Source organism: Stutzerimonas sp. LR2, from assembly GCF_055755175.1.
This window is the reverse complement of record NZ_JBVTRR010000005.1, coordinates 328,860-352,633: the sequence shown is the minus strand read 5'-3', so window position 1 is coordinate 352,633 and position 23,774 is coordinate 328,860. Positions and strand designations below refer to the sequence as shown.

Below are 23,774 nucleotides of genomic sequence, written 5' to 3'. Positions count from 1 at the left end.
GTATGTACAAGGAGATACAGCATGAGCCAAGGCAAGACCCTCACCACCGCTGGTGGCGCCCCCGTTGCCGACAATCAGAATTCTCGTTCAGCCGGGCCTCGTGGCCCTTTGTTGCTGGATGACTTCCACTTGGTCGAAAAGCTCGCCCATTTCAACCGCGAAGTCATTCCGGAGCGTCGTGTGCACGCCAAGGGCTCCGGCGCCTATGGCACGTTTACCGTGACCGCAGACATAACTCACCTCACCCGTGCCAAGCTGTTCGAGTCCGTTGGCAAGCAAACGCCCCTGTTCCTGCGCTTTTCCACGGTAGGGGGTGAGCGCGGCTCCGCGGATACCGAGCGTGATCCTCGCGGCTTCGCGGTGAAGTTCTATACCGAGGAAGGCAATTGGGACGTGGTGGGTAACAACACGCCGGTCTTCTTCATCCGCGATCCGCTGAAATTTCCGGATTTCATCCATACGCAAAAGCGTGACCCATGGGCCAATCTGAAGAGCCCGAAGATGATGTGGGATTTCTGGTCGCACTCGCCCGAGGCGTTGCATCAGGTCACCATCCTGTTTTCCGATCGTGGCATCCCCGATGGTTATCGGTTCATGCACGGCTTCGGCAGTCACACCTTCAGCCTGGTCAATAGTGAAGGCGAGCGGCACTGGGTGAAGTTCCACTTCAAGAGCATGCAGGGGATCAGAAACCTGCATCCGAGCGAGGCAGCACGCCTTGCCGGCAGCGATCCCGATTATGCGCAGCGGGATCTTTTCCACGCGATCGGGCGGGGCGAGTTCCCCAGGTGGAAGCTCTGCATCCAGGTGATGAGCGAGGTGGAGGCGGCCAGCCGTGCCGAAAATCCTTTCGACGTCACCAAGGTCTGGTCGCAGAAGGAGTTTCCGCTGATCGAAGTGGGGATGGTCGAGCTGAATCGCAATCCGCAGAACTATTTCGCCGAGGTCGAGCAGGCTGCCTTTGCCCCGAGCAACGTCGTCCCGGGTATCGGCCTGTCGCCGGATCGCATGCTTCAGGGGCGGGTATTCGCTTACGCCGATGCCCATCGCTACCGCGTCGGCACCAACCATCAGCAGCTTCCGGTCAATGCGCCGCGTTGCCCGGTCCACAACTATCAGCGTGATGGCGCGATGCGTTTTGATGGCAACGGTGGTTCGGCGCCCAACTACGAGCCGAACAGCTACAGCGACGCCCCTAAGCAGGCAGCGCAGTACGCCGAACCGGCGCTTGCGCTCTCCGGTACGGCTGACCGATATGACCACAGGGCCGATGACGACTATTTCAGTCAGGCGGGAGCTCTGTTCCGTCTGATGACAGCTGAGCAGCAGAATCTGCTGATCGGCAATATCGTCGGTGCGATGGCAGGCGTTTCGCGAGACGTGCAGTTGCGTCAGCTGGGGCACTTCTTCAAGGCCGACCCGGCATACGGGGCGGGTATCGCCCATGGACTGGGTATCGATCCGAACGAAGTCGCCTAAGCTGTACCGAGCCGTAGAGCGCAGAAGCCGGGCCCCGGAAGAGCCCGGCTTTTTTGCGGCTGGTCGTCAGTGGCGGTCGCGCTCCAGCAGCGGTTTGAGGAAATGCCCGGTGTGCGACTGTGACATTTCCGCGACCTCTTCCGGTGTGCCGCTGGCGATGATCTGACCGCCCTTGGAGCCGCCTTCCGGGCCGAGGTCAACCAGCCAGTCAGCGGTTTTGATCACGTCCAGGTTGTGCTCGATAACCACCACCGTGTTGCCGTGGTCGCGCAGGCGATGCAGCACGTCGAGTAGCTGCTGGATGTCGGCGAAGTGCAGGCCGGTGGTGGGCTCGTCGAGGATGTACAGGGTCTTGCCGGTATCGCGTTTGGACAGCTCGCGGGACAGCTTCACCCGTTGTGCCTCGCCCCCGGACAGCGTGGTCGCGCTCTGCCCTAGCTTGATGTACGACAGCCCGACGTCCATCAGGGTTTGCAGCTTGCGTGCAACTGCCGGCACTGGGTCGAAGAATTCGCGAGCTTCCTCGATGGTCATGTCCAGTACCTCGGTGATGCTCTTGCCCTTGTACTTCACCTCCAGTGTCTCGCGGTTGTAGCGCTTGCCCTTGCACACGTCGCAGGGGACGTAGATGTCCGGTAGAAAATGCATTTCCACCTTGATCACACCGTCGCCCTGGCAGGCTTCGCAGCGGCCGCCCTTTACATTGAAGGAGAAGCGTCCTGGCCCGTAACCGCGCGAGCGGGCCTCCGGTACCCCTGCAAAGAGTTCGCGGATGGGCGTGAACAGGCCGGTGTAGGTCGCCGGGTTGGAGCGTGGGGTGCGGCCGATGGGGCTCTGGTCGATGTCGACGACCTTGTCGAGGTGCTGCAGGCCGTCGAAGCTGTCGTAGGGCGCCACCTCCAGGGTGGACGCGCCATTGAGCGCCGTGGCAGTGATCGGGAACAGCGTGTTATTGATCAGCGTCGACTTGCCCGAGCCGGATACGCCGGTGATGCAGGTCAGCAGCCCCACCGGGATCTCCAGATCGACGTTACGCAGGTTGTTGCCGCGGGCGCCCTTGAGCTTGAGCAGCTTTTTCGGGTCGCGACGGGTGCGTTCCGGTGGGTAATTGATCGTCACCCGGCCGGAGAGGTACTTGCCGGTCAGGGAGTCCGGGTGCGCCATCACCTCGTCGGGGGTACCCTCGGCGACGATGCGGCCACCATGCACCCCGGCCCCCGGGCCAATGTCCACCACGTAGTCGGCAAGGCGGATGGCGTCCTCGTCATGCTCGACCACGATCACCGTGTTGCCGATGTCGCGCAGGTGACGAAGGGTGCCCAGCAGGCGCTCATTGTCGCGCTGGTGCAGGCCGATCGAGGGCTCATCGAGGATGTACATCACACCGACCAGGCCGGCGCCGATCTGGCTCGCCAGTCGGATGCGCTGGGCCTCGCCGCCGGACAGCGTATCCGCACTGCGGTCGAGGGTCAGGTAGTCGAGGCCGACATTGACCAGGAATTGCAGACGCTCGCGGATCTCCTTGAGGATCTTGTCGGCGATTTCGCCGCGACGACCGCTGAGCGAGAGTCCGCCGAAATAATCGGTGGCGTCGCCGATGGGCAGTGCCGTGACCGCCGGCAGTGTCTTGTCGCCAACCCACACGTGGCGAGCCTCGCGGCGCAGGCGGGTGCCGCGGCATTCCGGGCAGGGCTGAGTGCTGAGGTACTTCGCCAGCTCTTCGCGCACCGAAGTGGACTCGGTCTCGCGGTAGCGGCGTTCGAGGTTGGGGATGATGCCTTCGAACGGATGCGAGCGCCTGACGATGTCCCCGCGGTCATTGAGGTAACGAAACTCGACATTCTCCCGGCCGCTTCCGCGCAGGATGAACTTCTGATGCTCGGCGGCCAGCGAGTCGAAGGGCTCGTCCAGACTGAACCCGTAATGCGAGGACAGCGAGCCGAGCATCTGGAAATAATAGACGTTGCGCCGGTCCCAGCCGCGGATCGCACCTTCGGCCAGGGTGAGCTCGCCGTTGACCAGGCGCTTGGCATCGAAGAACTGCTTCACGCCCAGGCCATCGCAGGTCGGGCAGGCACCTGCCGGGTTGTTGAAGGAGAACAGCTTGGGTTCCAGCTCGCTGATGGAGTGACCGCAGATCGGGCAGGCGAAGCGTGCGGAGAAGATCATCTCCTCGCTTTCTTCGTCCTCATCCATGGGCGCGACCAGCGCGATGCCGTCCGCCAGTTTCAGCGCTGTCTCGAAGGATTCGGCCAGACGCTGCTGCAGGTCGCCGCGAACCTTGAAGCGATCCACCACGACATCGATGGAGTGCTTCTTCTGTTTGTCCAGCTTGGGCAGTTCGTCCAGTTCGTAGAGGCGGCCGTTGACGCGGGCGCGAACGAAGCCCTGGGCCCGCAACTCGTCGAACACGGCCAGGTGCTCGCCCTTGCGCTCGCGAATGACGGGTGCCAGCAGCATCAGCTTGCGCCCTTCTGGCAGCGCCAGGACCTGGTCGACCATCTGACTGACGGTTTGCGCTTCCAGCGGCGCGTCATGGTCCGGGCAGCGTGGTGTGCCGACCCGCGCGTAGAGCAGGCGCAGGTAATCGTAGATCTCGGTGATGGTGCCGACGGTGGAGCGCGGGTTGTGTGATGTCGACTTTTGTTCGATCGAAATGGCCGGGGAAAGCCCTTCGATGGTGTCCACGTCGGGCTTTTCCATCATCGAAAGGAACTGCCGGGCGTAGGCCGAGAGCGATTCGACATAGCGGCGCTGGCCTTCGGCATAAAGCGTGTCGAACGCCAGCGAAGACTTGCCGGAGCCGGAGAGGCCGGTGATGACGATCAGCTTGTCGCGTGGCAGGGTGAGGTCGATGTTCTTCAGGTTGTGGGTGCGAGCCCCACGAATCAGAATCTTGTCCAAAACAGCCTCGCGTGGCGGGCGGAAACCCGAAAGTATACGGCCGGGGTGATAGTCGCGGCAAAACCGCGCGCCTGTGCCGAGCGGGGGAGGGCTGCTAGAATCGCCGCCGGTTCATACAAGCGAGACCCTCCATGCAGGACCCCTACAGCGAGCGCATGAGCGCCAGCGAAAAACGCGCAGCTTCCGGGCTGGCGCTGGTGTTCGCTTTTCGCATGCTCGGCATGTTCATGGTTTTGCCCGTGCTGGCAACCTACGGCATGGACCTGGAAGGCGCTACGCCGACCCTGATCGGCCTTGCCATAGGTGCCTATGGTTTGACCCAGGCGCTGCTGCAAATTCCCTTCGGTATTCTCTCTGACCGCATCGGGCGCCTGCCGATCATCTATTTCGGTCTGGCGATCTTCGCCGCCGGCGCGGTTCTGGCGGCGATGTCCGACAGCATCTGGGGCGTGGTCGCGGGGCGGGTGCTGCAGGGAGCCGGCGCGATCTCCGCCGCGGTGATGGCGTTGCTGTCCGACCTGACCCGCGAGCAACACCGGACCAAGGCGATGGCGCTGATCGGGGTGAGCATCGGCTTCTCCTTTGCCGTGGCCATGATCATCGGCCCCCTGTTGACGCGTGCCTTCGGTCTATCCGGGTTGTTCTGGGTGACGGCGGCGATGGCAGTGGTTGGCGGGCTCATCGTTGCGCTGCTGCCCAAGGCCCAGGCCCATGTCCGTCATCGGGAATCCGGGGTCGCCCGGCAGGCGCTGGGTCTGACGTTGCGTCATCCAGACCTGCTGCGCCTGGATTTCAGCATCCTGGCATTACACGCGATTCTCATGGCGAGCTTCGTCGCGCTGCCGCTGGCGCTGGTGGAGCAGGGCGCATTGCCCAAGGACGAGCATTGGTGGGTCTACCTGACTGCGCTGCTGATCGGCTTCTTCGGCATGATTCCGTTCATCATCTATGGCGAGAAGAAGCGCCAGATGCGCCGCGTGCTGCTCGGTGCCGTCTGTGCGCTGCTGCTGTGCGAGCTGTTCTTCTGGTGGTTCGGCAACGGCCTGTGGATGCTGGTGGTGGGCATGGTTGCCTTCTTCGTCGCCTTCAATCTGCTTGAGGCGTCGTTGCCGTCGCTGATCAGCAAGGTGGCGCCGGCAGGTGGCAAGGGCACCGCCATGGGGGTCTACTCCACCAGTCAGTTCCTCGGTGCCGGGCTGGGCGGCGTCCTGGGCGGCATGCTCTATCAGCAGGGCGGGCTGGCCCTGGTGTTCGCTGGCTGCGCGGCACTCTGCGCACTGTGGTTCGTGATCGCCTTCAGCATGCGCGAGCCTCCCTATGTCACCAGCCTGCGCCTGCCGCTTTCGGCCGGCGCGCTGAGCAACACCCGGCTCGAGACCGACCTGCTGCACGTGCCCGGCGTGAGCGATGTGCTGATCGTGCTCGACGAGGCGGCGGCCTATGTGAAGGTCGATACCCTGGTGCTGGATCGCGACGCGCTGGATCGTTTGGTTGCCTGACCAACACGACGCTCGTCGCGGCCGTGGTGCTGCGCACGGCGACGCAACTTGCTGGCGCGTTGGTTGGTTGTCAGGGGTGGCTGAGGTAAGATTCGCGGTCATCGGGTCTCCTGGTAGCAGGATCGCCATCGGTGAGCCCACTTAAATTCAATGTTCCAAGAGGAGTTACCCATGGCCAGAGGGGTGAACAAAGTCATCTTGATCGGCAATGTCGGCGGCGACCCGGAAACCCGCTACATGCCCAATGGCAATGCGGTGACCAACATCACGCTGGCAACCACCGACAGCTGGAAGGACAAGCAGACCGGTCAGCTTCAGGAGCGCACCGAGTGGCACCGTGTGGTGCTGTTCGGCAAGGTCGCCGAGATCGCCGGCGAGTACCTGCGCAAGGGTTCGCAGTGCTACATCGAAGGCCGCCTGCAGACTCGCGAGTGGGAGAAGGATGGCGTCAAGCGCTACACCACCGAAATCGTCGTCGACATGAATGGCACCATGCAGCTGCTCGGCGGCCGTGGCGGCAGTTCCGATGACGCGCCACGTCAGCCGCGCCCGCAGCGCGAGCCGCAACAGGCTCCGCGTCAGCAGGCTCAGCCGCAGCAGCCGGCCGCACGGCAGCAGCCGGCGCCGGACTATGACAGCTTCGATGACGACATCCCCTTCTAGAGTTTCCTGAATGCGAATGCGCCTGATGCTGTTGGGCGGCGGCAATGCCCTGGGCCAGGCGCTCATCCGCCTCGGCGCCGAGGAAGACATCGGTTTTCTCGCGCCGCGCCCGCCCGCCCAGGGCTGGGATGCCGCCAGTCTTACCCAGTTGCTCGACGACAACCGTCCGGATGTCGTCATCAACCTCGCCTACTACTACGACTGGTTCCAGAGCGGGCAGCCCAACGAACCGGCGCTCGCGGCTCAGGAGCGCGCTGTGGAGCGGCTTGCCGAGCTGTGCCAGCACCACGATTTCGTTCTCCTGCAGCCTTCGAGCTACCGCGTGTTCGATGGCGCGCGCACCACTGCCTACAGCGAAAAGGATGAGGTCGCGCCGCTGGATGCCCGGGGGCAGGCGCTCTGGCGCATCGAGCAGAGCGTGCGGGCGCTGTGCCCGCGTCATGTGCTGTTGCGTTTCGGCTGGCTGCTCGACGACAGTCGTGACGGTGTGCTGGGGCGTGTTCTGCAACGGCTGGAGCAGAGCGAGGCGATCCTGCTGGCGGACGATCGCCGTGGCAATCCGACGCCGGTGGATGACGCCGCGAGAGTCATTCTTGCGGTGCTCAAGCAGCTCGATTGCCAGGCCCCGTTGTGGGGCACCTACCATTACGGCGGCCACGAAGCTTCGACGCCGCTGCTGGTCGCGCAGGCGCTGCTTGGCGAGGCCGCCAAGTATCGCGATGTGACGACCGCCAAGCTGACGCCGGTCGCGCACGCCGACTGTTCGGATGCCGCGGCTGAGCCGCAGCACGGCGTGTTGGCCTGCAAGAAGATATTCACCACCTTCGGTATCAAGCCGCGCGCCTGGCGCACCGGCCTGCCGAGCCTGCTGGAGCGTTATTACCGCCATGGCTGATGCCCCGATCCTGATCACAGGTGGCGCCGGCTTCATCGGCTCCAACCTGGTCGATGCACTGCTGGCACGCGGTTACGCCGTTCGGGTGCTGGACAATCTGTCCACTGGCAAGCGTGAGAACCTGCCACAGGATGAGCGCGTCGAGCTCATCGTCGGTGATGTCGCCGACGCCGAATGCGTGCGTCGCTCGGTGCAGGGTTGTCGCGCCGTGGTGCATCTGGCCGCGGTGGCCTCGGTGCAAGCGTCGGTGGACGATCCGCTCGGTACGCATCAGAGCAACCTGATCGGCACGCTCAATCTATGCGAAGCGATGCGTGAGGCAGGCGTGCAGCGAGTGTTGTTTGCCTCGAGCGCGGCGGTCTATGGCAACAACGGGGAAGGTCAGGCCATCGATGAAGGCACCGCGAAGGCGCCGCTTACCCCCTACGCCGCGGACAAGCTGGCCAGCGAGCACTACCTAGATTTCTATCGGCGCCAGCATGGTCTGGAACCGGTGGTGTTCCGCTTCTTCAATGTTTACGGCCCTCGGCAGGATCCGTCGTCGCCCTATTCCGGCGTGATCAGCATCTTTACCGAGCGGGCGCAGAAGGGACTACCGATTGCGGTGTTCGGCGATGGAGAGCAGACGCGGGATTTCATCTATGTAGGGGATCTGGTCGAGGTGCTGGTGCAGGCACTCGAAGCTCCGGATGCGCCGGAAGGGGCGGTGAACGTGGGGCTCAACAAGGCGACGTCGTTGAACCAGCTGCTCGACGCGATTGGCGATGTGCTGGGTGATCTGCCCGAGGTGAGCTATCAGGCGGCGCGCTCGGGAGACATCCGTCATTCGCGGGCGAACAATGCGCGACTGGTTCAGCGCTACCGCGTGCCAGAACCGCCCACCAGCATGCGCGAAGGGCTGGCCCGTTTATTGGGCAAGTAAGCGAAACCGGAAAAGACAAAAGGCGCCAATGGCGCCTTTTGTCTGTCTGCGATTCGGTCAGGCCGATTCGTCAGAACTTGTAGCCGAGGCCGACCATGTAGACGAAGGGGTCGACGTCTACGTCGACTTTGACCTTGCCCAGCACCGCGTGGTTGGAAGTAGCTTCAGTATCGATGTCGATATAGCGAACCTGGGCGTTGAGCATGATGCTGTCTGTGAGCATGTAATCCATGCCTACTTGTGCGGCCAGGCCCCAAGAATCTTTCAGGTCCAGGCCGTTGAAACCATTCCCCTCAGCCTGGCTGCTCAACTTGTCGTCGAAGAACCATGTGTAGTTAACGCCAGCCCCAACGTACGGTTGGAAAGCCGACGTTTTATCCAGCGGGTAGTAGATAACGCTCAGGGTCGGCGGCAGATGCTTGATAGTTCCGAACTTCCCGTCCAGTGGTGCGCCAAGGCCTTTGACGCCAACGTCGTGGCTGAACGGCGTAGCGGCCAGCAGTTCGATCCCTACCTTGTCGGTGATCATGTAGGCGAAGTTGAGGCCCAACTGAGTGTCGCTGTCGAGCGTAGCCTTGGTACCGGCAATTGGACCGGTCAGTGCGGTAGAGATAGAACTGCTGTCCTCACGCGGATCAACGGTAACCGCACCAGCGCGAACGATGATGTCCCCGGCTTCGAAAGCCTGGGCGAAGGGGGCGGCCAGCGCCAGGGCCAGCGCGGAAGCGGTGAACAGGGTCTTGCGCATGATGATGCTCCGTTTGTTGGAATGCGATTGGGGGCCATGGTAGGGAGTGGGCGCTTGGGCTTTTTGATCCAGCTCAATGAAAGCCGCGTCGTCAGCTGCGACGTAATGCCCGGGTTGCTTTGCGTCAATTCACAGATGATAATGTTTCTCTTTTGAGTTAACGACCGTCTGCAAGGACCCCTCCATGCCTTCCTTCATCCCCCGCCTGTTGGCGGTTGCCGTGCTGCCGTGCTGCCTGCACCTGTATGCCGGGTCGCTCTCCGCGGCTCCGCTGGACGCTGCGCTCGATGAGAGCGAGCGCCTGTCTGCCGAAGCCAAGGCTTCGCAAGCGCGGATCGATCAGCTCGACGACGCCACGCGCGAGATGCTCACCGAGTACCGCAACGCGCTGCAGCAGACCGAGGCCCTGAAGGCCTACAACAAGCAGCTGCAGGAATTGACCGCTGCGCAGCGCAAGGAACTGGTGGGCTTCCAGCGCCAGCTGGACAGCATCGAGCGCACCCAGGAAGCGGTAACGCCGCAGATGAGTCGCATGGTCGAGGTGCTCGGCGAGTTCATCGCAGCCGACTTGCCGTTCCTGCCCGAGGAGCGCGCTGATCGCCTGGCCGGCCTGCAAGACCTGCTGCCGCGTGCCGACGTCAGCCTGGCGGAGAAGTATCGGCGCATCCTCGAGGCCTATCAGATCGAAAGCGACTACGGCCGCACGCTGGAAGCGTGGCGCGGCGAACTGCCCGGCGATGGTGATTCGCGTAGCGTCGAGTTCCTCCGCCTGGGCCGGGTGATGCTCTATTACCAGACCCTCGATGCCCACGAGAGCGGCTGGTGGAACCCGCAGACGCGCAGCTGGGAAGTGCTCGATGGCAGCGCCCGGCGGCCGCTGACCCAGGCCATCGCCATTGCCCGCCAGCAGCAGGCGCCCGCATATCTGCAACTGCCCGTGAAGACCCTGGCCGAGGAGGCCGCGCAATGAGCCGTCTGTTTTCCCTGTTCCTTGTCGCGCTGCTGCCGCTCACCTCTCATGCGGCGGAGCCGCTCAGTCCCGACCAGCTGCTCGAGCGCATTCGCAGCGACCGCGCGGCCGAGGTCAGCGCCATGCAGACCCGCGAACAGGCCTTCGTGCGTGACCGTGGCGAGCAGCAGCAACTGCTGTCACGCGCACGGGCCGCCCTCGCCGAGCAGAAGGCCGAGGCCGAGCGGCTGAAGGCTGAATTCGACCGCCAGGAAGCGGAGCTTGCCGAGCAGGAAAAACTGCTGGCACAGCGTGTCGGTCATCTCGGCGAGCTGTTCGGCGTGGTGCGGCAGAGTGCCGGCGATATCGCCGGCCAGTGGCAGGATAGCCTGCTCAATGCCCAGTATCCCGAGCGACTCAAGCAGCTGCGCAGCCTGGCCGAAAGTCGTGCCTTGCCATCAGCCGATGACCTCGATGCCTTCTGGATGACCCTCCTCGAAGACCTGGCGGCCAGCGGCCGCGTTGAGCGCGTGCAACTTCCGGTGGTGGGCACCGACGGTGCGCGCAGCGAGCAGCCGGTACTGCGTGTCGGCAGCTTCTCCACCTTTACCAACGACGCCTTCTTGCGCTACGACGCCGATGCCGGCGAGCTGCTGGTGCCGCCGCGTCAGCCGTCCGGCAAGGGCCTGATCGATGATTACCTGAAAAGCTCCGATGCCCTGGCCACGCTGCCTGTCGACCCGAGTCGGGGTACCCTGCTGGCGCAGTTGCAGCGCCAGCCGGACCTGTGGGATCGCGTCAAGCAGGGCGGTCTGGTCGGTGGCGTGATCCTGGTGCTCGGCGCCATCGGCCTGCTGCTGGCGATCTGGCGCATGGTCTATCTCGGTGGCATTGGCCGCAAGGTTGGAAGTCAGATGCGCGAGCTCAATCATCCGCGCGACGACAACCCGCTCGGCCGCATCATCGGCGTGCTGGGGCCCAAGCCGCAGCTGTCGGACCTGGAGACGCTGGAGCTCAAGCTGGACGAAGCCATCCTGCAGGAAACCCCGCCGCTGGAGCGTGGCCAACCGCTGCTCAAGCTGCTCGCCGCCGTGGCGCCGCTGCTCGGCCTGCTGGGTACCGTGACCGGCATGATCATCACCTTCCAGGCTATCACCCAGAGTGGGGGCGGCGATTCGCGGCTGATGGCCGACGGCATTTCCCAGGCGCTGGTGACCACGGTGCTGGGCCTGGTGGTGGCGATTCCGCTGCTGTTCCTGCACAGCCTGTTGGCCAGCCGCAGCAAGGCGCTGATCCAACTGCTGGAACAGCAGAGCGCCGGGCTGATCGCGCTGCATCTGTCCGGAGCACCACGCCGTGACTGATCTGCGCGCTCACTGGCTGAGTGTCGTCGACAGCGGTCACGCGCTGCTCGACTTCATGACCGCGGGTGGGGTGGTGATGTGGGCATTGGCCGGCCTCTGCGTGCTTTATTGGACGCTGGTGTTCGAGCGCCTGTGGTTCATGCGTCGGGTCTTCCCGCATTGGGTCGAGTCGCGCCGGCAGGCCTGGGCGCAGCTGGCCGATGAGCCCGGCAGCTGGCAGCGCGCCGTGCGCCTGGCCTGGCTGGCGCAGGCGCAGCAGCAGCTGTCCGGCCCGCTGCGGTTGAGCAAGACGCTGGTTGCGATGTATCCGCTGCTCGGCCTGCTGGGCACGGTCAGCGGCATGATCGCGGTTTTCGATGTGCTGGCGCTCAGCGGCACCGGCAACCCTCGCGGCATGGCTGCGGGCGTCTGGCAGGCGACCCTGCCGACCATGGCCGGCATGGTGCTGGCCATCACGGGATTGTTCAGTCTGGCGCGCCTCGAGCGAATCGCGCGCCAGTCTCTCGACCGGCTGGCCGACCAGCTGCGTCACGATTGAGGATTAGCGGGATGCGTATGCGTCGTCACCATTACCAGCAGGAAGAAGACACCGGCATCGATCTCACGCCGATGCTCGACGTGGTCTTCATCATGCTGATCTTCTTCATCGTCACCAGCTCCTTCATCAAGGAGTCGGGTGTCGAGGTCCAGCGCCCGCAGGCCGATACCGCGAGCACGCAGGACAAGGGCAACATCCTTATCGCCGTCACCGCCGATGGGCAGGTCTGGATCGACAAGCAGGCGGTGGACGTGCGCAGCGTCCGCGCCCATGTCGAGCGGATGCGGGTGGATCAGCCCGAGGGCGCGGTGGTTGTCCAGGCAGACCAGGATGCCCGCACCGGCCTTGTGGTGCAGGTGATGGACCAGGCGCGCCAGGCTGGCGTGCAGGACGTGGCGCTGGCTGCCAGCACGGGGTCGCGCTGATGCAACCGCGGCTGGTCCGTTTCAGTCTGGCTTTCGTCGCCGCCTGCGTGGTGGCGCTGCTGCTGTTCGCCCTGATGCTGAGCATGGTCAATCCACCGCGCAGCAAGATTCAGGAAGACCCGCTGGCCATCGCCAATTTCGTGCGTATGGATGGACGCAACGAAGACAGCGCCACGCGCACTCGCCAGCAGGCGCCGCAACCGCCACAGCCGAAGACGCCGCAACCGCCGACGCCGCCGACGCCGAACATGGCCACGCCGGATGCCAACCTGCCGAAGCTCGACCTCGATCTGCCGAGCATCGATGCGGGCATTTCGGTCGCGACCGCGCCGGCGCCCAGCCTGTCCGGCCTGACCGCTGCGCAGAGCACGCCTGCGGCCGCTCCGGCACCGGCTAGCGCGGCGGTCGAGGCGGCTGGCAAGCCGGGTGGGCCCGAGCAGGAAGTCATGCCGCTCAACGACGTGCGCCCGGAATATCCCTATCGCGCCCGGCAGCAGGGCATCGAGGGCCATATCAAGCTTGCCTTCACTATCAATCCCCAGGGGCGGGTGGAGAACATCCGCGTACTGGAGGCGTCACCACGCAACGTGTTCGATCGCGAGGCCCGGCGTGCCGCGGCCCGCTGGCGTTTCGCCCCGCGCACCGAGAACGGTGCGCCGGTATCCCGAGAAGCCGTTAAAACCCTGCACTTCCGCCTGCAAGGAGAACGCTGAAATGCTTCGTCTGCTGCTTGTGCTGACCCTTTCCCTCGCTGCTTCGGTCCAGGCTGCCCAGGCCATCGACCCGGCCGTGTTCATGGCGCTCGAGCGAGCGCAGACCGCGCAGAGCAAGGGCGACTATGCGGCTGCACGCAAGGCGCTGGACGGCGCGAGCGCCAAGCCGGGGAGCAACGAAGAGGCTTTGCTCTGGCGCAGCCGAGGCTATCTGGCCTGGGCCGAAGGCAACAACCGGCAGGCGCTGGAATGGCTGGACAAGGCCGTGGCCAGCGGCAAGCTGGACGAGCAACTGCTGGCCGGCGAGCGCCTCAATCTGGCACGCCTGAACCTGGTCGAGGGGCGCTATGCCAAGGTCGTCAGCCTGCTGGGCTCGGCCAATCAGGCCGACGAGGAGATCCTGCAGATGCTGGTGCAGGCCTATCAGGGGCTCGGTCAGCATGCCAAGGCCCTGCCGCTGGCCGAGCGTTACGTGCAGGCCAATCCGAAAGCCGGCGACACCTGGCTGCAGTTCCTGGTCGCCGGCAATGCCGAACTCAAACGCTATCAGGCCGCCGAACGCTGGCAACAGAAACTCTTGCTGCGCCATCCCGATCAGGTCAAGGCCTGGCGGCAGCTCGCCGGCCTTCAGCAGCTGGCCGGTGCCGAGGATCGCGCGCTGGCTACCCTACGGGCGGCGCACACCAAGGGGCTGCGCTTCACTGAGGCCGAGCTGGACAACCTGGTCGCGCTGGCCTGTGCCGCCGGCCAGCCCTGGCAGGGCGCCAAGCTGATGGAAGGCATGCTTGCCTCGCGCTTGCTGCCGAGCAATGCGCAACGTCAGGAACGCATGGGCATGCTCTGGTGGCAGGCACGTGAGCGTACCGAAGCCGCCAAGATCTATCGGCAGTTGGCGACCCAGACCGGCAGTGCCAAGTTCTGGATGAATGTCGCACAGCTCGAACTGGAACAGGCCCGCTGGCAGGCCGGGCTCGAAGCGCTGAAACAGGCGGAGCGAGCCGGAGCGGAGCGTCGCCGGGTGCGCGAATGGCGGGAGTGGGCTGAAGGCGAGCTCAGCTTCGAGCGCGAACGGCAGGTCGCCAGCGTCCGCTGATTGGCGTGGCGACCACGGCGATCGCTATCGCCGTCGTCCTGCGCCTGCTGGTCACTGCAACTCGTAGGGATAGATCTTCTGCGCCTGCATGCGGTAGCCGGCCTCTGCCAGCTCGCTGCTGGCATGCTCGACGCGCATGGGCCCTTCGATCCAGAACGGCTCGTACAGCGCTTCTACCCGCACGCCCAGTTCGCTGGTGGCATGCACGATCTGGTTGGACGGCGGTGGTGGCACATGGATGCAGGCGCCGAAATAGGGCACCAGCAGGAACTCAATGACGCGCCCTTCGTCGGTCATGTCCAGCGGCACGATATAGCCTGGCAACTTCACCATCTGCCCATCGAGCGCCTCGACCACCGGCGCGGCCGGCGACTGCTGTGCCGCGGCCGGGCCGGCCTCGGCGGCGAGCGCATCGGCCAGCTGCGACATGTCATGTATCGCCAGCGGCGGTGGCGGCGGAGGGGCTCCTTCCGGAATCAGCTCCGACCATTGCAGCAGACGGACTTCAGCCGCGTGCAGGGGCAGCGCGCAGGCCAGGAGCAGGGCGAACAGCAGGCGTGGCATGGGCTTCCTCATAGTCGGATCGACAGGCCATCGGCAAGCGATTGGCGATACGCCCGCCAGGCCGGCACGCTGCCCATCAGCAGCGCGGCCAGCAGAATAGCGCCAAGCAGGCTCCACTCATAGGCGTTCGGCCAGGCCAGCGGCAGATACAGGCCGTACAGGCTCTGCAGCGGCGCCTGTGCGATGGCGATTCCTGCATACAACAGGGCCAGCCCCAGCAGCGTGCCCGCCAGCGCCAGACCGAAGGCCTCGATGATCAACAGCGCGGCGATATGCCAGGGGCGAGCACCCACCGAGCGCAGGATCGCCATCTCCCGGCGACGTTCGTTGAGGCTGGTGAGGATCGCCGTCAGCATGCCGATCAGCCCGGTCAGCACGACGAATAGCGAGACCACGAACAGCGCCTTCTCGGCTGTGCCCATCAGGCTCCAGAGTTCCTGCAGGGCAACGCCGGGCAGGATCGCCAGCAGCGGTTCGCCGCGGTACTGGTTGATTTCCCGTTGCAGGGTGAACGTGGCGACCTTGCTGTTCAAGCCGAGCAGGAACGCCGTGATCTGCTGTGGCTGAAGATCTAGGCCACGCGCTTGCTCGGCGTCGATGCGTGCGGCGCCGCGCGCCGGCATGCCGTTCTGCCAGTCGATGTGCAGCGCTTCCATGCCGGCCAGGCTGATGTGCAGGGTGCGGTCGACAGGAGTGCCGGTGCGCTGCAGCACGCCAACCACGCGGAACGGCTTGTCGTCGTGCTGCACCAGGCTGACCCGGGCGATGCCATGGGCCAGCACGATACTGTCGTCGAGCCGGTAGCCCAGCGCGCTGGCCACTTCGGCGCCCAGCACCACTTCGAACGGGTCGCTTTCGAAGGCGCGGCCTTCGGCCAGCTGCAGCGGCTGCTTGCGGCCGTAGCGGTAATGCTCGAAATAAGCGCTGCTGGTGCCCATCACTCGATAACCGCGATGGGAATCGCCGAGGGAAATCGGGATTGCCCAGTCGACACGCGGGTGTTCGGCGAAGTGCTGGTAGCTTTCCCAGCGGATGTTGTTCGTCGCGTTACCGATGCGAAACACCGAATAGAGCAGCAGATTCACCGAGCCGGAGCGGGCGCCGACCACCAGATCGGTGCCGCTGATGGTGCTGGCGAAGCTGGCGCGGGTTTCGCTGCGTACCCGTTCGACGGCGAGCAGCAGGCACACTGACAGCGCGATGGCGAATACGGTCAGCAGGGCGGTAAAGCGGCGATTGTTCAGGCTCGCCAGGGCCAGGCGCAGTAGATACATCGCTCAGCACTCCGGCGCGCGTGCGGCGCGATTGAGATCGGCCAGCGACAGGCTGCGGTCGAACAGCGGTGCGAGGCTTTGATCATGGCTGACGAACAGCAGGCTGGCGCCCGCCGCCCGGCACTCGGAAAACAGCAGTTGCAGGAAGGCTTCGCGGCTGTCCGCATCCAGTGCCGAGGTCGGTTCGTCGGCGATGACCAGCTCGGGCTGGCCGATCAGCGCTCGGGCGGCAGCCACGCGCTGCTGCTGGCCGATGGAGAGCGCGTCGGCCCGCCGCTCGAACAGCTCCGGTGCCAGCCCCAGGTGCTCCAGCAGGCTGGCCGCGGCGGCGTCCGTGCTGCCGTGCCGCTTGCGCGCACGTTCGGCACGTAGCCGCGAAAAATGGCAGGGCAGACCGACGTTTTCACGCACCGAGAGAAAGGGCAGCAGGTTGAACTGCTGAAAGATGTAGCCGGTGTGATCGACCCGGAAGCGATCACGGGCGCCCGCCGACAGGCTGCCGAGGTCACGGTCGAGCAGGCGCACGCTGCCGCGCGCGGCCTTTTGCACGCCGCCGATCAGACCGAGCAGGGTGGTCTTGCCGCTGCCCGAGGGGCCTTTGAGAAACAGGCTCTCGCCGCGCTCGAGGCGAAAGCAGGGGATGTCCAGCAGCTCGGCCTGGCGTGGCCAGGCGAAGCCGAGGTTGTCGATTGCGAGAAGTGGAGCGGTCATCGATGTCCAGTGCCGGTTCAGAAAGGCAGCTGCGTGCGCGCCGGGGTCAGTTCCGCGCCCTGTTGGCCGTTGGGGCCGATCAGTTGTACCTGAATCTTCTCCGTGCCGGGGAAGCGTTCGAACAGGCCCTTGAGATCCAGGGCCTGGAGCGACCCCGGATTGCTGCAATCGAACTGGTAGCTTGCCTCGATATCACTGTGGCCGCCGTGTTCCTCTGCGGCGGCATGGCTGTGTTCGTGCTGGTGGTCATCGTCCTGGTCGCGGCGCTGGTAACCGGCGTGAGCCGAACCGAGCAGTTCGCCATGCAGGTGCTGCTCGCTGACCGAGCAGCCGGCGGCCGTCGGCAGGCCGAACAGCGCCGCCGGTTGCTCCAGCTGGCTCCGCGCCTCGGCAATCTTCGCTTCGTCCGCTGGCGTGGCAGGTGCGTGTTCGAAGCCGACCAGGTTCATGGCCGGGCTGATGAACTCCAGTTCTAGACGCTTGCCATCCAGCGCGGCATTCAGGCGAGCCGCACCATGTTCGTGGGCGCCGAGGCTGGCAGCTTCTTCATGTTCGTGATGATGATCTTCATGTGCTTGGCTGTAGCTCAGGGGCAACAGAAGCACGGGTACGGCGAGCAGTAAGTGGCGCATGGTCAGCTCCATTGGCAAGGGTCCGTTACGTTATAACAACTTTGCCGCTTGGCTGGCCAGCGCGGCCCGTGCATGTGAGCATGAATGCATATTTCAGGAGGGACAGCATGATCCGAATCCGCGGACGCATAGGGGACTGGCCGGTCGATCTGGAAATCGAACTGGGTGAACAGGACTGGTCGGGCCTGACGCGTGGGCTGGGCGCCGTCGAGATCAGCTCGGCCGGGCGGCCTGCAACGGCGGCATCGCCGCCGGCCGATGCGCTCTGGCACAGCGCCCGGGAATGCCTGCGCAGTGCCGGGACGCTGGAAGGGCCGCAGTTGTTCGCCGAGCTGGAGGCGATCACCGGGAGCGCGCAGCTGGCCAAGCGGTTGCTGGTGCGGCTGCGTCATTGCGACGAGGTACGGGTCGAGCATGGTGCCGATTCGGCCTGCTATCACTGGATCGGCGAGCCCGCTGACGGACTCGCCACCAGCGGCGGCCGGGATCAGTAGATCGCCTGATAGAGCTTGCGGCGATACAGCGTCACCAGCGGATGGTCGTTGCCGAGCAGGTCGAAGACCTGCAGCAGGGTCTTGTGCGGCAGGCCGTCGGCATAGCTTCGGTTGCGCACGAACAGTCTGAGCAGCCCGTCCAGCGCCGCTTCATACTGCTGCCGCGCCAGCTGCTGGACGGCCAGCTGGTATGCCGCCTCGTCATCCTCGCCGTTCTGCGCCAGGCGGCTCTTCAGCGTGGCGGCATCGGGCAGGTCATTGGCCTGACGCAGGAACGTCAGTTGCGCGCGCGCGCCGGCCAGCGCCTGCTTGTGCTCATCGCCCTTCACGGCATTGAGCACGGTTTCCGCCTCGCCCAGCTCGCCCCGTTCGGCCAGGCAGCGCGCGTACAGAATCAGGCCGGCGGCGTTCTCGTTGTCCTCGCTGAGCAGCTGCTGCAGCTGCGCCTCTGCCTCGGCAAAACGGCCTTCGGCGAAGGCCGCCTCAGCGCTTTCCAGCAGATTGCCCTGCGGCGATGCCGGGGCCTGTACATGGGGCTCGAGCATGGCGCGAATCGCGGATTCCGGCTGCGCACCGGCGAAACCGTCCACCGGCTGGCCGTCCTTGAACAGCACCACGGTCGGCAGGCTGCGGATACCGAAGCGGGCAACGACCTCCTGCTCGATGTCGCAGTTGACCTTGGCCAGCAGCAACTCGCCCTGGTACTCCTCGGTGATCTTCGCCAGCAAGGGCATCAGCGCCTTGCATGGCGCGCACCATTCGGCCCAGAAATCCACCAGCACCGGCTTGTGGAACGAGTTCTCGAGCACCAGCTGTTCGAAACTGGCGGTGGTGACATCGAAGATATAGGGCGTCTGGCTCATCGGAATTCTCGTCGGCGACGGGTGACTGGGAAGCTGTGCATGGTAAGTGGGGGCGCGGCATGCAGGAAGCAAGGGCTCGCGCGACGGATGTCATTGGACTAAGGTTGCGCCGCCTTCGGCGTTACGGCAGCGATCCTGCCGCCGAGGCGAAACCCTTTTCCTAGACCGGTGCGGCGTTTGCAGTCGCGCGTCATAAGGAGCTTCACATGTCCGTTCTCTCCGATTTCCGGGAGCGCTATCTCGTGCGCTTCTGGTCGCCCCTGCCGGCGCTCGTCGCGCTGGGCGTCGCCTCCGCCTACTACTTCGCCATCACCGGGACCTTCTGGGCCGTCACCGGCGAATTCACACGCTGGGGTGGGCACATCATTTCCTGGTTCGGCTACACCCCGCAGGAGTGGAGCTATTTCAAGCTGATCGGCCTGGCCGGTACGCCGCTCGATCGCATCGACGGCGTGATGATCATCGGCATGCTGCTTGGCGCGCTCTGTGCGGCGCTGTGGGCAAACAACGTCAGCCTGCGCTGGCCGACCAGCAGACGTCGCCTGCTGCAGGGCCTGATCGGCGGCATCATCGCTGGCTTCGGTGCGCGTCTGGCCATGGGCTGCAACCTGGCGGCCTTCTTCACCGGCATTCCAATGTTTTCGCTGCATGCCTGGGCCTTCATGCTGGCCACCGTGGGCGGCGCCTGGGTTGGCGTGAAGATTTGCCTGCTGCCCTGGCTGCGCACGCCGCTGAAGGTGGGTAGCCAAGCCAGTTCGCTGTTCGGTGATGTGGAAGGCACGCGGCGGCGGGCCTCGTTGCAGGCGCGCCTCGGCACCGGGGTGGCAGTGCTGGCCATCGCATTCGCCGCCTGGCGCTTCGATACCTCGCTGGTGCTGGGCATGGCGGTGCTGTTCGGCTTGTTGTTCGGCGGGCTGATCGAGCGGGCGCAGATCTGTTTCACCAGTGCCGCCCGCGACCTCTGGACCACCGGCCGAACCCGCGCGGCCTACGGCATTCTGCTCGGCATGGCGGTGGCCTGCGTCGGTACGTTCGGTGCCATCGCGCTGGGGGCAAGTCCGAAGATTTTCTGGATGGGGCCGAACGCGATTCTCGGCGGCGTGCTGTTCGGCATCGGCATCGTCGTCGCCGGCGGCTGCGAAACTGGCTGGATGTATCGCGCCATGGAAGGGCAGGTGCACTTCTGGGTGGTGGGCGTCGGCAACGTCATCGGCGGCACGCTGGTGGCGGTGTACTGGGACCAGCTCGGCACGTCGCTGGCGCTGCCCTATCCGAAGATCAATCTGCTGGAGAGCTTCGGCCCGGCCAGCGGATTGCTGCTGACCTTTGCCGGCCTGGCCGTCGCCATGCTGCTGGTGCACCTCAACGCACGTCGTTTCCAACCGAAAAGGAGTCCTGCCCGTGAGCCAGGCCAAACCGAATCTCTCGCTTGATCTGCGTGGCGAGCACTGCCCGTACAACGCCATCGCCACGCTGGAAACCCTGGCGACCATGCAGCCAGGGCAGTTGCTGGAAGTGGTGACGGACTGTTCGCAGTCGGTGCACGGCATTCCCGAGGACGCCACGGCCAAGGGTTACAACTGCCTGGCGGTGGAGCAGCACGGTCCGCTGTTCCGCTTTCTCATCGAAGTGCCGCGCTGAGCGGGCCATGTGACGGTCGCTATGGCGCTGCCAGTGGCCAGCGTCCCAGCGAGTCGTAGCGCACGCCGCCCGGCGTTGCCGTCGACAGATAGAGGCCGAAGTGGTCGGCGTGCCAGGCGAAGCCCGGCGCGGCGCCGCTTGGTCGGCTGCGGGCCTGGCGAGCCAGCGTCAGGTGCGGGAGGAAGGGCCGGCTGTCGAGCACCACGCCGAGCGCGGCCAGATGCTCGGCAAGGGTAGCGACCAGCCTCGACAGGGCCTGCGGCGTCGTGCTCGGTTGCAGGCAGATGAAGCCCTTGCCGATGGTGGTGAGCCGGTCCAGCCGGAGGTCGAATGCCGTCCCCTCGATGCCTGATGCCATGGTCAGCAGCGCATCCAGCCGCTCCTTCGGCTGGGCACCGAGAAAGGCCAGGGTCATGTGCAGATTGGCCTCGGCCACCGGGCGCCCGTCGAATGCCTGGCCGTCACGCCAGGCGCAGATGGCCGTCGCCTGCTCGGGCGGGCAGGGCAGGGCGAAGAACAGGCGCAGACTTTGCTCGCTCATGGTGTCTCCGTATGGCTAGCGCATCGCGTGGTAGAGGCTTACCTGGCGAAACTCCGCCGGCTCTGCCAGATCCGGCCAGGTGCACGCATCGAGTACGTCCAGGCGCCGGTACAGCGGATGGGCGAAGTCCCGCACGCGGGAGTCGGCCACCAGCGCTTCCCGGCCTCGGCTGAGAAACTGGTCCAGCAGCGGCAGGTTGGCGCGGTCGTAGAGCACATCGGCGACGAGGATCAGATCGAAGCGATCCGCTTCGCCGAAGAAGTCCTGCGAATAGCGTAGCTCGACACCGTTGAGCGCGGCGTTCGCCCGGCAGGCGGCGAGTGCCAGCGGGTCCAGGTCGCAGGCCACCACCTCGGCGGCTCCTGCCTTGGCCGCGGCGATGGCGGCCACGCCGGAACCCGCGCCGAAATCCAGCACGCGCTTGCCGCGCACCCAGTCCGGGCGCTCGGCCAGCCAGCGGGCCAGGACCAGTCCGCTGGCCCAGCAGAAACACCAATAGGGTGGCTCGTCGAGAATGCGCCGGGTTTCTTCGGGGCTGAAGGCGCGATCCATGTTGGCGGCATCGATCAGCCAGAGGCGCAGCTCGGTGTCCGGCAGCGTCTCGGCGACCAGGCGGGCATCGCCCAGCAGTTCGTGCAGAGCGGCCTGCAGCTGCGCCGGTGCGCTCACGGTGCCGGAACCAGCTGCAACGGTCCGAGCGCCTGGCTGGTGGCACTCGATATGGTGCGCGGCGGCAGGCGCATGATCAGCTGGCCGGCGCGCGTGACGCGGCCTCGCAGCTCGACGCGCTGGCCGGCCGGGAAGGCGTCGGGGTTGAACTGGAGGATGAACGGCAGCTCACCGTCGCGACCCTTGAGCTGCACGTTGCTGAGCAGGCGGTCGGGCTGGTCGCGTCGATCGACCTCCAAGAGGGCCAGCTCCACGTCGCTGCCGGCCGGTGCGCCGATCAGGCTGCCGCTCAGTTCGTTGAGCAGTTTGGAGTGGGGTGCGGTGCTCAGCTCGACGGGAGCCGTCGGTGGTTCGCTGGGTTGGCTGCCGCAGCCGGCAAGCAGCGTCACCAGGGCGGGCAGAACGAGAAAACGTGATGGCACGGACGGCCTCCTGAACGGCGATTGCGGGCTTGTATAGCAGCAAAGCCGTCGCCTTGTCTTGCCGGTCGGATGCGCTACCATGGCCGTCCCGACGTACGACCGATTCCAGCCCCATGCATTGTCCCTTCTGCGGTGCCCATGACACCAAGGTCATCGATTCCCGCCTGGTCGCCGAGGGCGATCAGGTGCGCCGCCGCCGCGAGTGCCTGGCCTGTGGCGAGCGCTTCACCACCTTCGAAACCGCCGAGCTGGTGATGCCGCGACTGATCAAATCCGACGGCAGTCGCCAGCCGTTCGACGAGCAGAAACTGCGCGCCGGCATGCAGCGTGCGCTGGAAAAACGCCCGGTCAGCGTCGAGCGCCTGGAAGCTGCGATCGCCCATATCAAGCATCAGCTGCGCGCCACCGGCGAGCGCGAGATCAAGTCGCGCGTGCTCGGCGAGCTGGTGATGGCCGAGCTGCAGAAGCTCGACGAGGTCGCCTATATCCGCTTTGCCTCGGTCTACCGCCGCTTCCAGGACCTCAACGAGTTCCGCGAGGAAATCGAGCGGCTGTCCCGCGAGCCGGCCAAGCCCGAATGACGGCCGATCACGCCTGGATGGCCCGGGCGCTGCAGTTGGCGCGCAAGGGGCTTTATTCGACCCATCCGAACCCGCGGGTCGGTTGCGTCATCGTCGCCGATGGCGAACTGGTCGGTGAGGGCTGGCACGTACGCGCCGGCGAGCCACATGCCGAAGTCCATGCGCTGCGTCAGGCCGGCGAGCGCGCCCGCGGTGCCACCGCCTACGTCACCCTCGAACCCTGCAGCCATTACGGGCGCACGCCGCCCTGTGCCGAAGCGCTGGTCAAGGCCGGTGTCGGGCGCGTGGTGGCGGCCATGCAGGACCCCAATCCGCAGGTCGCCGGGAACGGTCTGGAGCGGCTGCGCAGCGCCGGTATGGAAGTTGCCAGCGGCGTGCTGGAAGGCGAGGCGCGGGAACTCAATGCGGGCTTTATCAAGCGCATGGAAAGCGGCCTGCCATACGTGCGCGCCAAGCTGGCCATGAGCCTGGACGGGCGCACCGCGATGGCCAGCGGCGAGAGCCAGTGGATCACCGGCCCGGCGGCGCGTGCCGAGGTGCAGCGCCTGCGCGCCCGCTCCAGCGTGGTGCTGACCGGCGCCGACACCGTGCTGATGGATGCCGCGCGGCTGACCGTACGCGGCGCCGAACTGGGGCTGGATGCGGAAACGACCGCGCTAGCGCTGCAGCGCCCGCCGCTGCGGGTGCTGGTCGATAGTCGGCTGCGCGTGCCGCTGGATGCGCCGTTCTTTCAGGCCGGTCCGGCGCTGGTCGTCACGGTGGTCGCCGGCTGCGAGGAGACCTATCGTCGCGCCGGCCACGAGGCGCTGGTGCTGGGGCAGGAGCGGGTCGACCTGACCTCGCTGCTGCGCGAGCTGGCTGCCCGTGGTGCCAACGAGGTGCTGGTCGAGGCCGGACCGCGGCTGGTCGGTGCGTTCGCCAGCCTCGGCCTGATCGACGAGTACCAGCTGTTCATGGCGGCCAAGTTTCTCGGCTCCTCGGCGCGGCCGCTGCTGGAGCTTCCGCTCGAGCGCATGAGCGAGGCGCGCGAGTTGAAGATCGTCGACATCCGGGCGGTGGGCGACGACTGGAAGATCCTGGCGCGCCCGGCCAACTGATCGGCAACCCGTGTCGGCGGTGTCCGCCGATAGCCTGCGTCTTGCATTCAGATAGCTGCTACCGGGCGATAACGGGCTGCCCCGCGTCGCTAT

General features: G+C 65.5%; 26 protein-coding genes. 16 read left to right on the top strand and 10 right to left on the bottom strand.

The features are described from left to right. Positions 1–21: 21 nt before the first annotated feature. Positions 22–1,479, top strand: a complete 1,458-nt coding sequence (locus ACVRRC_RS19270; protein ID WP_061373973.1) for a catalase — start codon at positions 22–24, stop codon at positions 1,477–1,479. Between the two features lie 66 nt (positions 1,480–1,545). Here ACVRRC_RS19270 and uvrA read toward each other — a convergent pair whose 3' ends face one another. Then, entirely contained in the window at positions 1,546–4,383 is a 2,838-nt protein-coding gene (gene uvrA / locus ACVRRC_RS19265) for an excinuclease ABC subunit UvrA (RefSeq protein WP_013981718.1), read from the bottom strand. Positions 4,384–4,514: 131 nt separating this feature from the next. Between uvrA and ACVRRC_RS19260 the strand changes: the two genes are divergently transcribed. The 4 genes from ACVRRC_RS19260 (at position 4,515) to ACVRRC_RS19245 (ending at position 8,362) form a co-directional block, all read left to right on the top strand. Beyond that, positions 4,515–5,882, top strand: a complete 1,368-nt coding sequence (locus ACVRRC_RS19260) for an MFS transporter (RefSeq protein ID WP_108241452.1) — start codon at positions 4,515–4,517, stop codon at positions 5,880–5,882. Positions 5,883–6,053: 171 nt separating this feature from the next. Then, positions 6,054–6,545, top strand: a complete 492-nt coding sequence (locus ACVRRC_RS19255; protein ID WP_003281797.1) for a single-stranded DNA-binding protein — start codon at positions 6,054–6,056, stop codon at positions 6,543–6,545. A gap of 10 nt (positions 6,546–6,555) precedes the next feature. After that, positions 6,556–7,440, top strand: coding sequence for a sugar nucleotide-binding protein (locus ACVRRC_RS19250; protein ID WP_017244908.1), 885 nt, complete (start codon positions 6,556–6,558; stop codon positions 7,438–7,440). Beyond that, positions 7,433–8,362: an NAD-dependent epimerase/dehydratase family protein gene (locus ACVRRC_RS19245; protein WP_014595783.1), complete on the top strand. Its 930-nt coding sequence runs from the start codon at positions 7,433–7,435 to the stop codon at positions 8,360–8,362. The genes ACVRRC_RS19250 and ACVRRC_RS19245 overlap by 8 nt, the downstream gene beginning before the upstream one ends. 70 nt (positions 8,363–8,432) lie before the next feature. Here ACVRRC_RS19245 and ACVRRC_RS19240 read toward each other — a convergent pair whose 3' ends face one another. Beyond that, complete coding sequence (locus tag ACVRRC_RS19240) at positions 8,433–9,110, bottom strand: OmpW/AlkL family protein (RefSeq protein WP_472997384.1); 678 nt, start codon at positions 9,108–9,110, stop codon at positions 8,433–8,435. 184 nt (positions 9,111–9,294) lie between these two features. Here ACVRRC_RS19240 and ACVRRC_RS19235 point away from each other — a divergent pair, with 184 nt between their 5' ends. The 6 genes from ACVRRC_RS19235 to ACVRRC_RS19210 are packed head-to-tail and all read left to right on the top strand — an operon-like array spanning position 9,295 to position 14,192. Next, positions 9,295–10,080, top strand: coding sequence for a DUF3450 domain-containing protein (locus tag ACVRRC_RS19235; RefSeq protein ID WP_045159139.1), 786 nt, complete (start codon positions 9,295–9,297; stop codon positions 10,078–10,080). Further along, positions 10,077–11,423 (top strand): MotA/TolQ/ExbB proton channel family protein, encoded by a 1,347-nt coding sequence (locus tag ACVRRC_RS19230; protein ID WP_472997383.1) that lies wholly within the window; start codon positions 10,077–10,079, stop codon positions 11,421–11,423. Before ACVRRC_RS19235 ends, ACVRRC_RS19230 begins: the two co-directional genes overlap by 4 nt. Then, the gene (locus ACVRRC_RS19225; protein ID WP_011912010.1) at positions 11,416–11,961 is read left to right on the top strand and encodes a MotA/TolQ/ExbB proton channel family protein; all 546 of its coding nucleotides are present in this window, start codon (positions 11,416–11,418) and stop codon (positions 11,959–11,961) included. The genes ACVRRC_RS19230 and ACVRRC_RS19225 overlap by 8 nt, the downstream gene beginning before the upstream one ends. 11 nt (positions 11,962–11,972) lie before the next feature. Then, the gene (locus ACVRRC_RS19220) at positions 11,973–12,386 is read left to right on the top strand and encodes an ExbD/TolR family protein (protein ID WP_013981725.1); all 414 of its coding nucleotides are present in this window, start codon (positions 11,973–11,975) and stop codon (positions 12,384–12,386) included. Continuing rightward, positions 12,386–13,099 carry an energy transducer TonB gene (locus ACVRRC_RS19215; protein ID WP_011912012.1) on the top strand — a complete coding sequence of 238 codons (714 nt, stop codon included), beginning with the start codon at positions 12,386–12,388 and terminating at the stop codon, positions 13,097–13,099. The genes ACVRRC_RS19220 and ACVRRC_RS19215 overlap by 1 nt, the downstream gene beginning before the upstream one ends. A 1-nt stretch (position 13,100) precedes the next feature. Further along, positions 13,101–14,192, top strand: coding sequence for a tetratricopeptide repeat protein (locus ACVRRC_RS19210; protein ID WP_472997382.1), 1,092 nt, complete (start codon positions 13,101–13,103; stop codon positions 14,190–14,192). A gap of 51 nt (positions 14,193–14,243) precedes the next feature. Here ACVRRC_RS19210 and ACVRRC_RS19205 read toward each other — a convergent pair whose 3' ends face one another. The 4 genes from ACVRRC_RS19205 to ACVRRC_RS19190 are packed head-to-tail and all read right to left on the bottom strand — an operon-like array spanning position 14,244 to position 17,385. Beyond that, positions 14,244–14,756 (bottom strand): DUF3299 domain-containing protein, encoded by a 513-nt coding sequence (locus tag ACVRRC_RS19205; RefSeq protein ID WP_013981728.1) that lies wholly within the window; start codon positions 14,754–14,756, stop codon positions 14,244–14,246. Between the two features lie 8 nt (positions 14,757–14,764). Further along, positions 14,765–16,030, bottom strand: a complete 1,266-nt coding sequence (locus ACVRRC_RS19200) for an ABC transporter permease (RefSeq protein WP_053528049.1) — start codon at positions 16,028–16,030, stop codon at positions 14,765–14,767. Positions 16,031–16,033: 3 nt separating this feature from the next. Beyond that, a complete protein-coding gene (locus ACVRRC_RS19195; RefSeq protein WP_014595789.1) occupies positions 16,034–16,741 on the bottom strand; it encodes an ABC transporter ATP-binding protein in 708 nt (235 codons plus the stop codon). Between the two features lie 17 nt (positions 16,742–16,758). Beyond that, positions 16,759–17,385 (bottom strand): DUF2796 domain-containing protein, encoded by a 627-nt coding sequence (locus ACVRRC_RS19190; RefSeq protein ID WP_019406513.1) that lies wholly within the window; start codon positions 17,383–17,385, stop codon positions 16,759–16,761. Positions 17,386–17,480: 95 nt separating this feature from the next. Here ACVRRC_RS19190 and ACVRRC_RS19185 point away from each other — a divergent pair, with 95 nt between their 5' ends. Further along, entirely contained in the window at positions 17,481–17,867 is a 387-nt protein-coding gene (locus ACVRRC_RS19185; protein ID WP_048328556.1) for a hypothetical protein, read from the top strand. Here ACVRRC_RS19185 and trxA read toward each other — a convergent pair. Then, entirely contained in the window at positions 17,861–18,730 is an 870-nt protein-coding gene (gene trxA, locus ACVRRC_RS19180; RefSeq protein ID WP_013981733.1) for a thioredoxin, read from the bottom strand. The two genes, ACVRRC_RS19185 and trxA, sit on opposite strands and share 7 nt — an antisense overlap. 206 nt (positions 18,731–18,936) lie before the next feature. Between trxA and yedE the strand changes: the two genes are divergently transcribed. After that, on the top strand, positions 18,937–20,163 hold the full coding sequence (gene yedE, locus ACVRRC_RS19175) for a selenium metabolism membrane protein YedE/FdhT (protein WP_125869378.1): 1,227 nt from the start codon (positions 18,937–18,939) through the stop codon (positions 20,161–20,163). Continuing rightward, positions 20,132–20,371: a sulfurtransferase-like selenium metabolism protein YedF gene (gene yedF / locus ACVRRC_RS19170; protein WP_013981735.1), complete on the top strand. Its 240-nt coding sequence runs from the start codon at positions 20,132–20,134 to the stop codon at positions 20,369–20,371. The genes yedE and yedF overlap by 32 nt, the downstream gene beginning before the upstream one ends. Before the next feature lie 19 nt (positions 20,372–20,390). Here yedF and thpR read toward each other — a convergent pair whose 3' ends face one another. The 3 genes from thpR to ACVRRC_RS19155 are packed head-to-tail and all read right to left on the bottom strand — an operon-like array spanning position 20,391 to position 22,003. Beyond that, positions 20,391–20,912, bottom strand: a complete 522-nt coding sequence (thpR, locus tag ACVRRC_RS19165) for an RNA 2',3'-cyclic phosphodiesterase (RefSeq protein ID WP_279639670.1) — start codon at positions 20,910–20,912, stop codon at positions 20,391–20,393. Positions 20,913–20,927: 15 nt separating this feature from the next. Beyond that, complete coding sequence (locus tag ACVRRC_RS19160; protein WP_048328559.1) at positions 20,928–21,581, bottom strand: class I SAM-dependent methyltransferase; 654 nt, start codon at positions 21,579–21,581, stop codon at positions 20,928–20,930. Then, entirely contained in the window at positions 21,578–22,003 is a 426-nt protein-coding gene (locus ACVRRC_RS19155; RefSeq protein ID WP_472997380.1) for a YbaY family lipoprotein, read from the bottom strand. Before ACVRRC_RS19155 ends, ACVRRC_RS19160 begins: the two co-directional genes overlap by 4 nt. A 113-nt stretch (positions 22,004–22,116) precedes the next feature. On the opposite strand from ACVRRC_RS19155, the gene nrdR reads away from it, so the two are divergent. After that, entirely contained in the window at positions 22,117–22,584 is a 468-nt protein-coding gene (gene nrdR, locus ACVRRC_RS19150; RefSeq protein ID WP_003304016.1) for a transcriptional regulator NrdR, read from the top strand. Continuing rightward, a complete protein-coding gene (gene ribD / locus ACVRRC_RS19145; RefSeq protein ID WP_472997379.1) occupies positions 22,581–23,681 on the top strand; it encodes a bifunctional diaminohydroxyphosphoribosylaminopyrimidine deaminase/5-amino-6-(5-phosphoribosylamino)uracil reductase RibD in 1,101 nt (366 codons plus the stop codon). The genes nrdR and ribD overlap by 4 nt, the downstream gene beginning before the upstream one ends. Positions 23,682–23,774 lie beyond the last annotated feature (93 nt).

Excerpts from the sequence above, each read along its gene's own strand:
- ACVRRC_RS19270 (WP_061373973.1), top strand. The coding sequence starts at position 22 with ATGAGCCAAGGCAAGACCCTCACCACCGCTGGTGGCGCCCCCGTTGCC.
- ACVRRC_RS19260 (WP_108241452.1), top strand. The coding sequence starts at position 4,515 with ATGCAGGACCCCTACAGCGAGCGCATGAGCGCCAGCGAAAAACGCGCA.
- ACVRRC_RS19255 (WP_003281797.1), top strand. The coding sequence starts at position 6,054 with ATGGCCAGAGGGGTGAACAAAGTCATCTTGATCGGCAATGTCGGCGGC.
- ACVRRC_RS19250 (WP_017244908.1), top strand. The coding sequence starts at position 6,556 with ATGCGAATGCGCCTGATGCTGTTGGGCGGCGGCAATGCCCTGGGCCAG.
- ACVRRC_RS19245 (WP_014595783.1), top strand. The coding sequence starts at position 7,433 with ATGGCTGATGCCCCGATCCTGATCACAGGTGGCGCCGGCTTCATCGGC.
- ACVRRC_RS19240 (WP_472997384.1), bottom strand. The coding sequence starts at position 9,110 with ATGCGCAAGACCCTGTTCACCGCTTCCGCGCTGGCCCTGGCGCTGGCC.
- ACVRRC_RS19235 (WP_045159139.1), top strand. The coding sequence starts at position 9,295 with ATGCCTTCCTTCATCCCCCGCCTGTTGGCGGTTGCCGTGCTGCCGTGC.
- ACVRRC_RS19230 (WP_472997383.1), top strand. The coding sequence starts at position 10,077 with ATGAGCCGTCTGTTTTCCCTGTTCCTTGTCGCGCTGCTGCCGCTCACC.
- ACVRRC_RS19220 (WP_013981725.1), top strand. The coding sequence starts at position 11,973 with ATGCGTATGCGTCGTCACCATTACCAGCAGGAAGAAGACACCGGCATC.
- ACVRRC_RS19215 (WP_011912012.1), top strand. The coding sequence starts at position 12,386 with ATGCAACCGCGGCTGGTCCGTTTCAGTCTGGCTTTCGTCGCCGCCTGC.
- ACVRRC_RS19210 (WP_472997382.1), top strand. The coding sequence starts at position 13,101 with ATGCTTCGTCTGCTGCTTGTGCTGACCCTTTCCCTCGCTGCTTCGGTC.
- ACVRRC_RS19205 (WP_013981728.1), bottom strand. The coding sequence starts at position 14,756 with ATGCCACGCCTGCTGTTCGCCCTGCTCCTGGCCTGCGCGCTGCCCCTG.
- ACVRRC_RS19200 (WP_053528049.1), bottom strand. The coding sequence starts at position 16,030 with ATGTATCTACTGCGCCTGGCCCTGGCGAGCCTGAACAATCGCCGCTTT.
- ACVRRC_RS19195 (WP_014595789.1), bottom strand. The coding sequence starts at position 16,741 with ATGACCGCTCCACTTCTCGCAATCGACAACCTCGGCTTCGCCTGGCCA.
- ACVRRC_RS19190 (WP_019406513.1), bottom strand. The coding sequence starts at position 17,385 with ATGGAGCTGACCATGCGCCACTTACTGCTCGCCGTACCCGTGCTTCTG.
- ACVRRC_RS19185 (WP_048328556.1), top strand. The coding sequence starts at position 17,481 with ATGATCCGAATCCGCGGACGCATAGGGGACTGGCCGGTCGATCTGGAA.
- trxA (WP_013981733.1), bottom strand. The coding sequence starts at position 18,730 with ATGAGCCAGACGCCCTATATCTTCGATGTCACCACCGCCAGTTTCGAA.
- yedE (WP_125869378.1), top strand. The coding sequence starts at position 18,937 with ATGTCCGTTCTCTCCGATTTCCGGGAGCGCTATCTCGTGCGCTTCTGG.
- thpR (WP_279639670.1), bottom strand. The coding sequence starts at position 20,912 with ATGAGCGAGCAAAGTCTGCGCCTGTTCTTCGCCCTGCCCTGCCCGCCC.
- nrdR (WP_003304016.1), top strand. The coding sequence starts at position 22,117 with ATGCATTGTCCCTTCTGCGGTGCCCATGACACCAAGGTCATCGATTCC.
- ribD (WP_472997379.1), top strand. The coding sequence starts at position 22,581 with ATGACGGCCGATCACGCCTGGATGGCCCGGGCGCTGCAGTTGGCGCGC.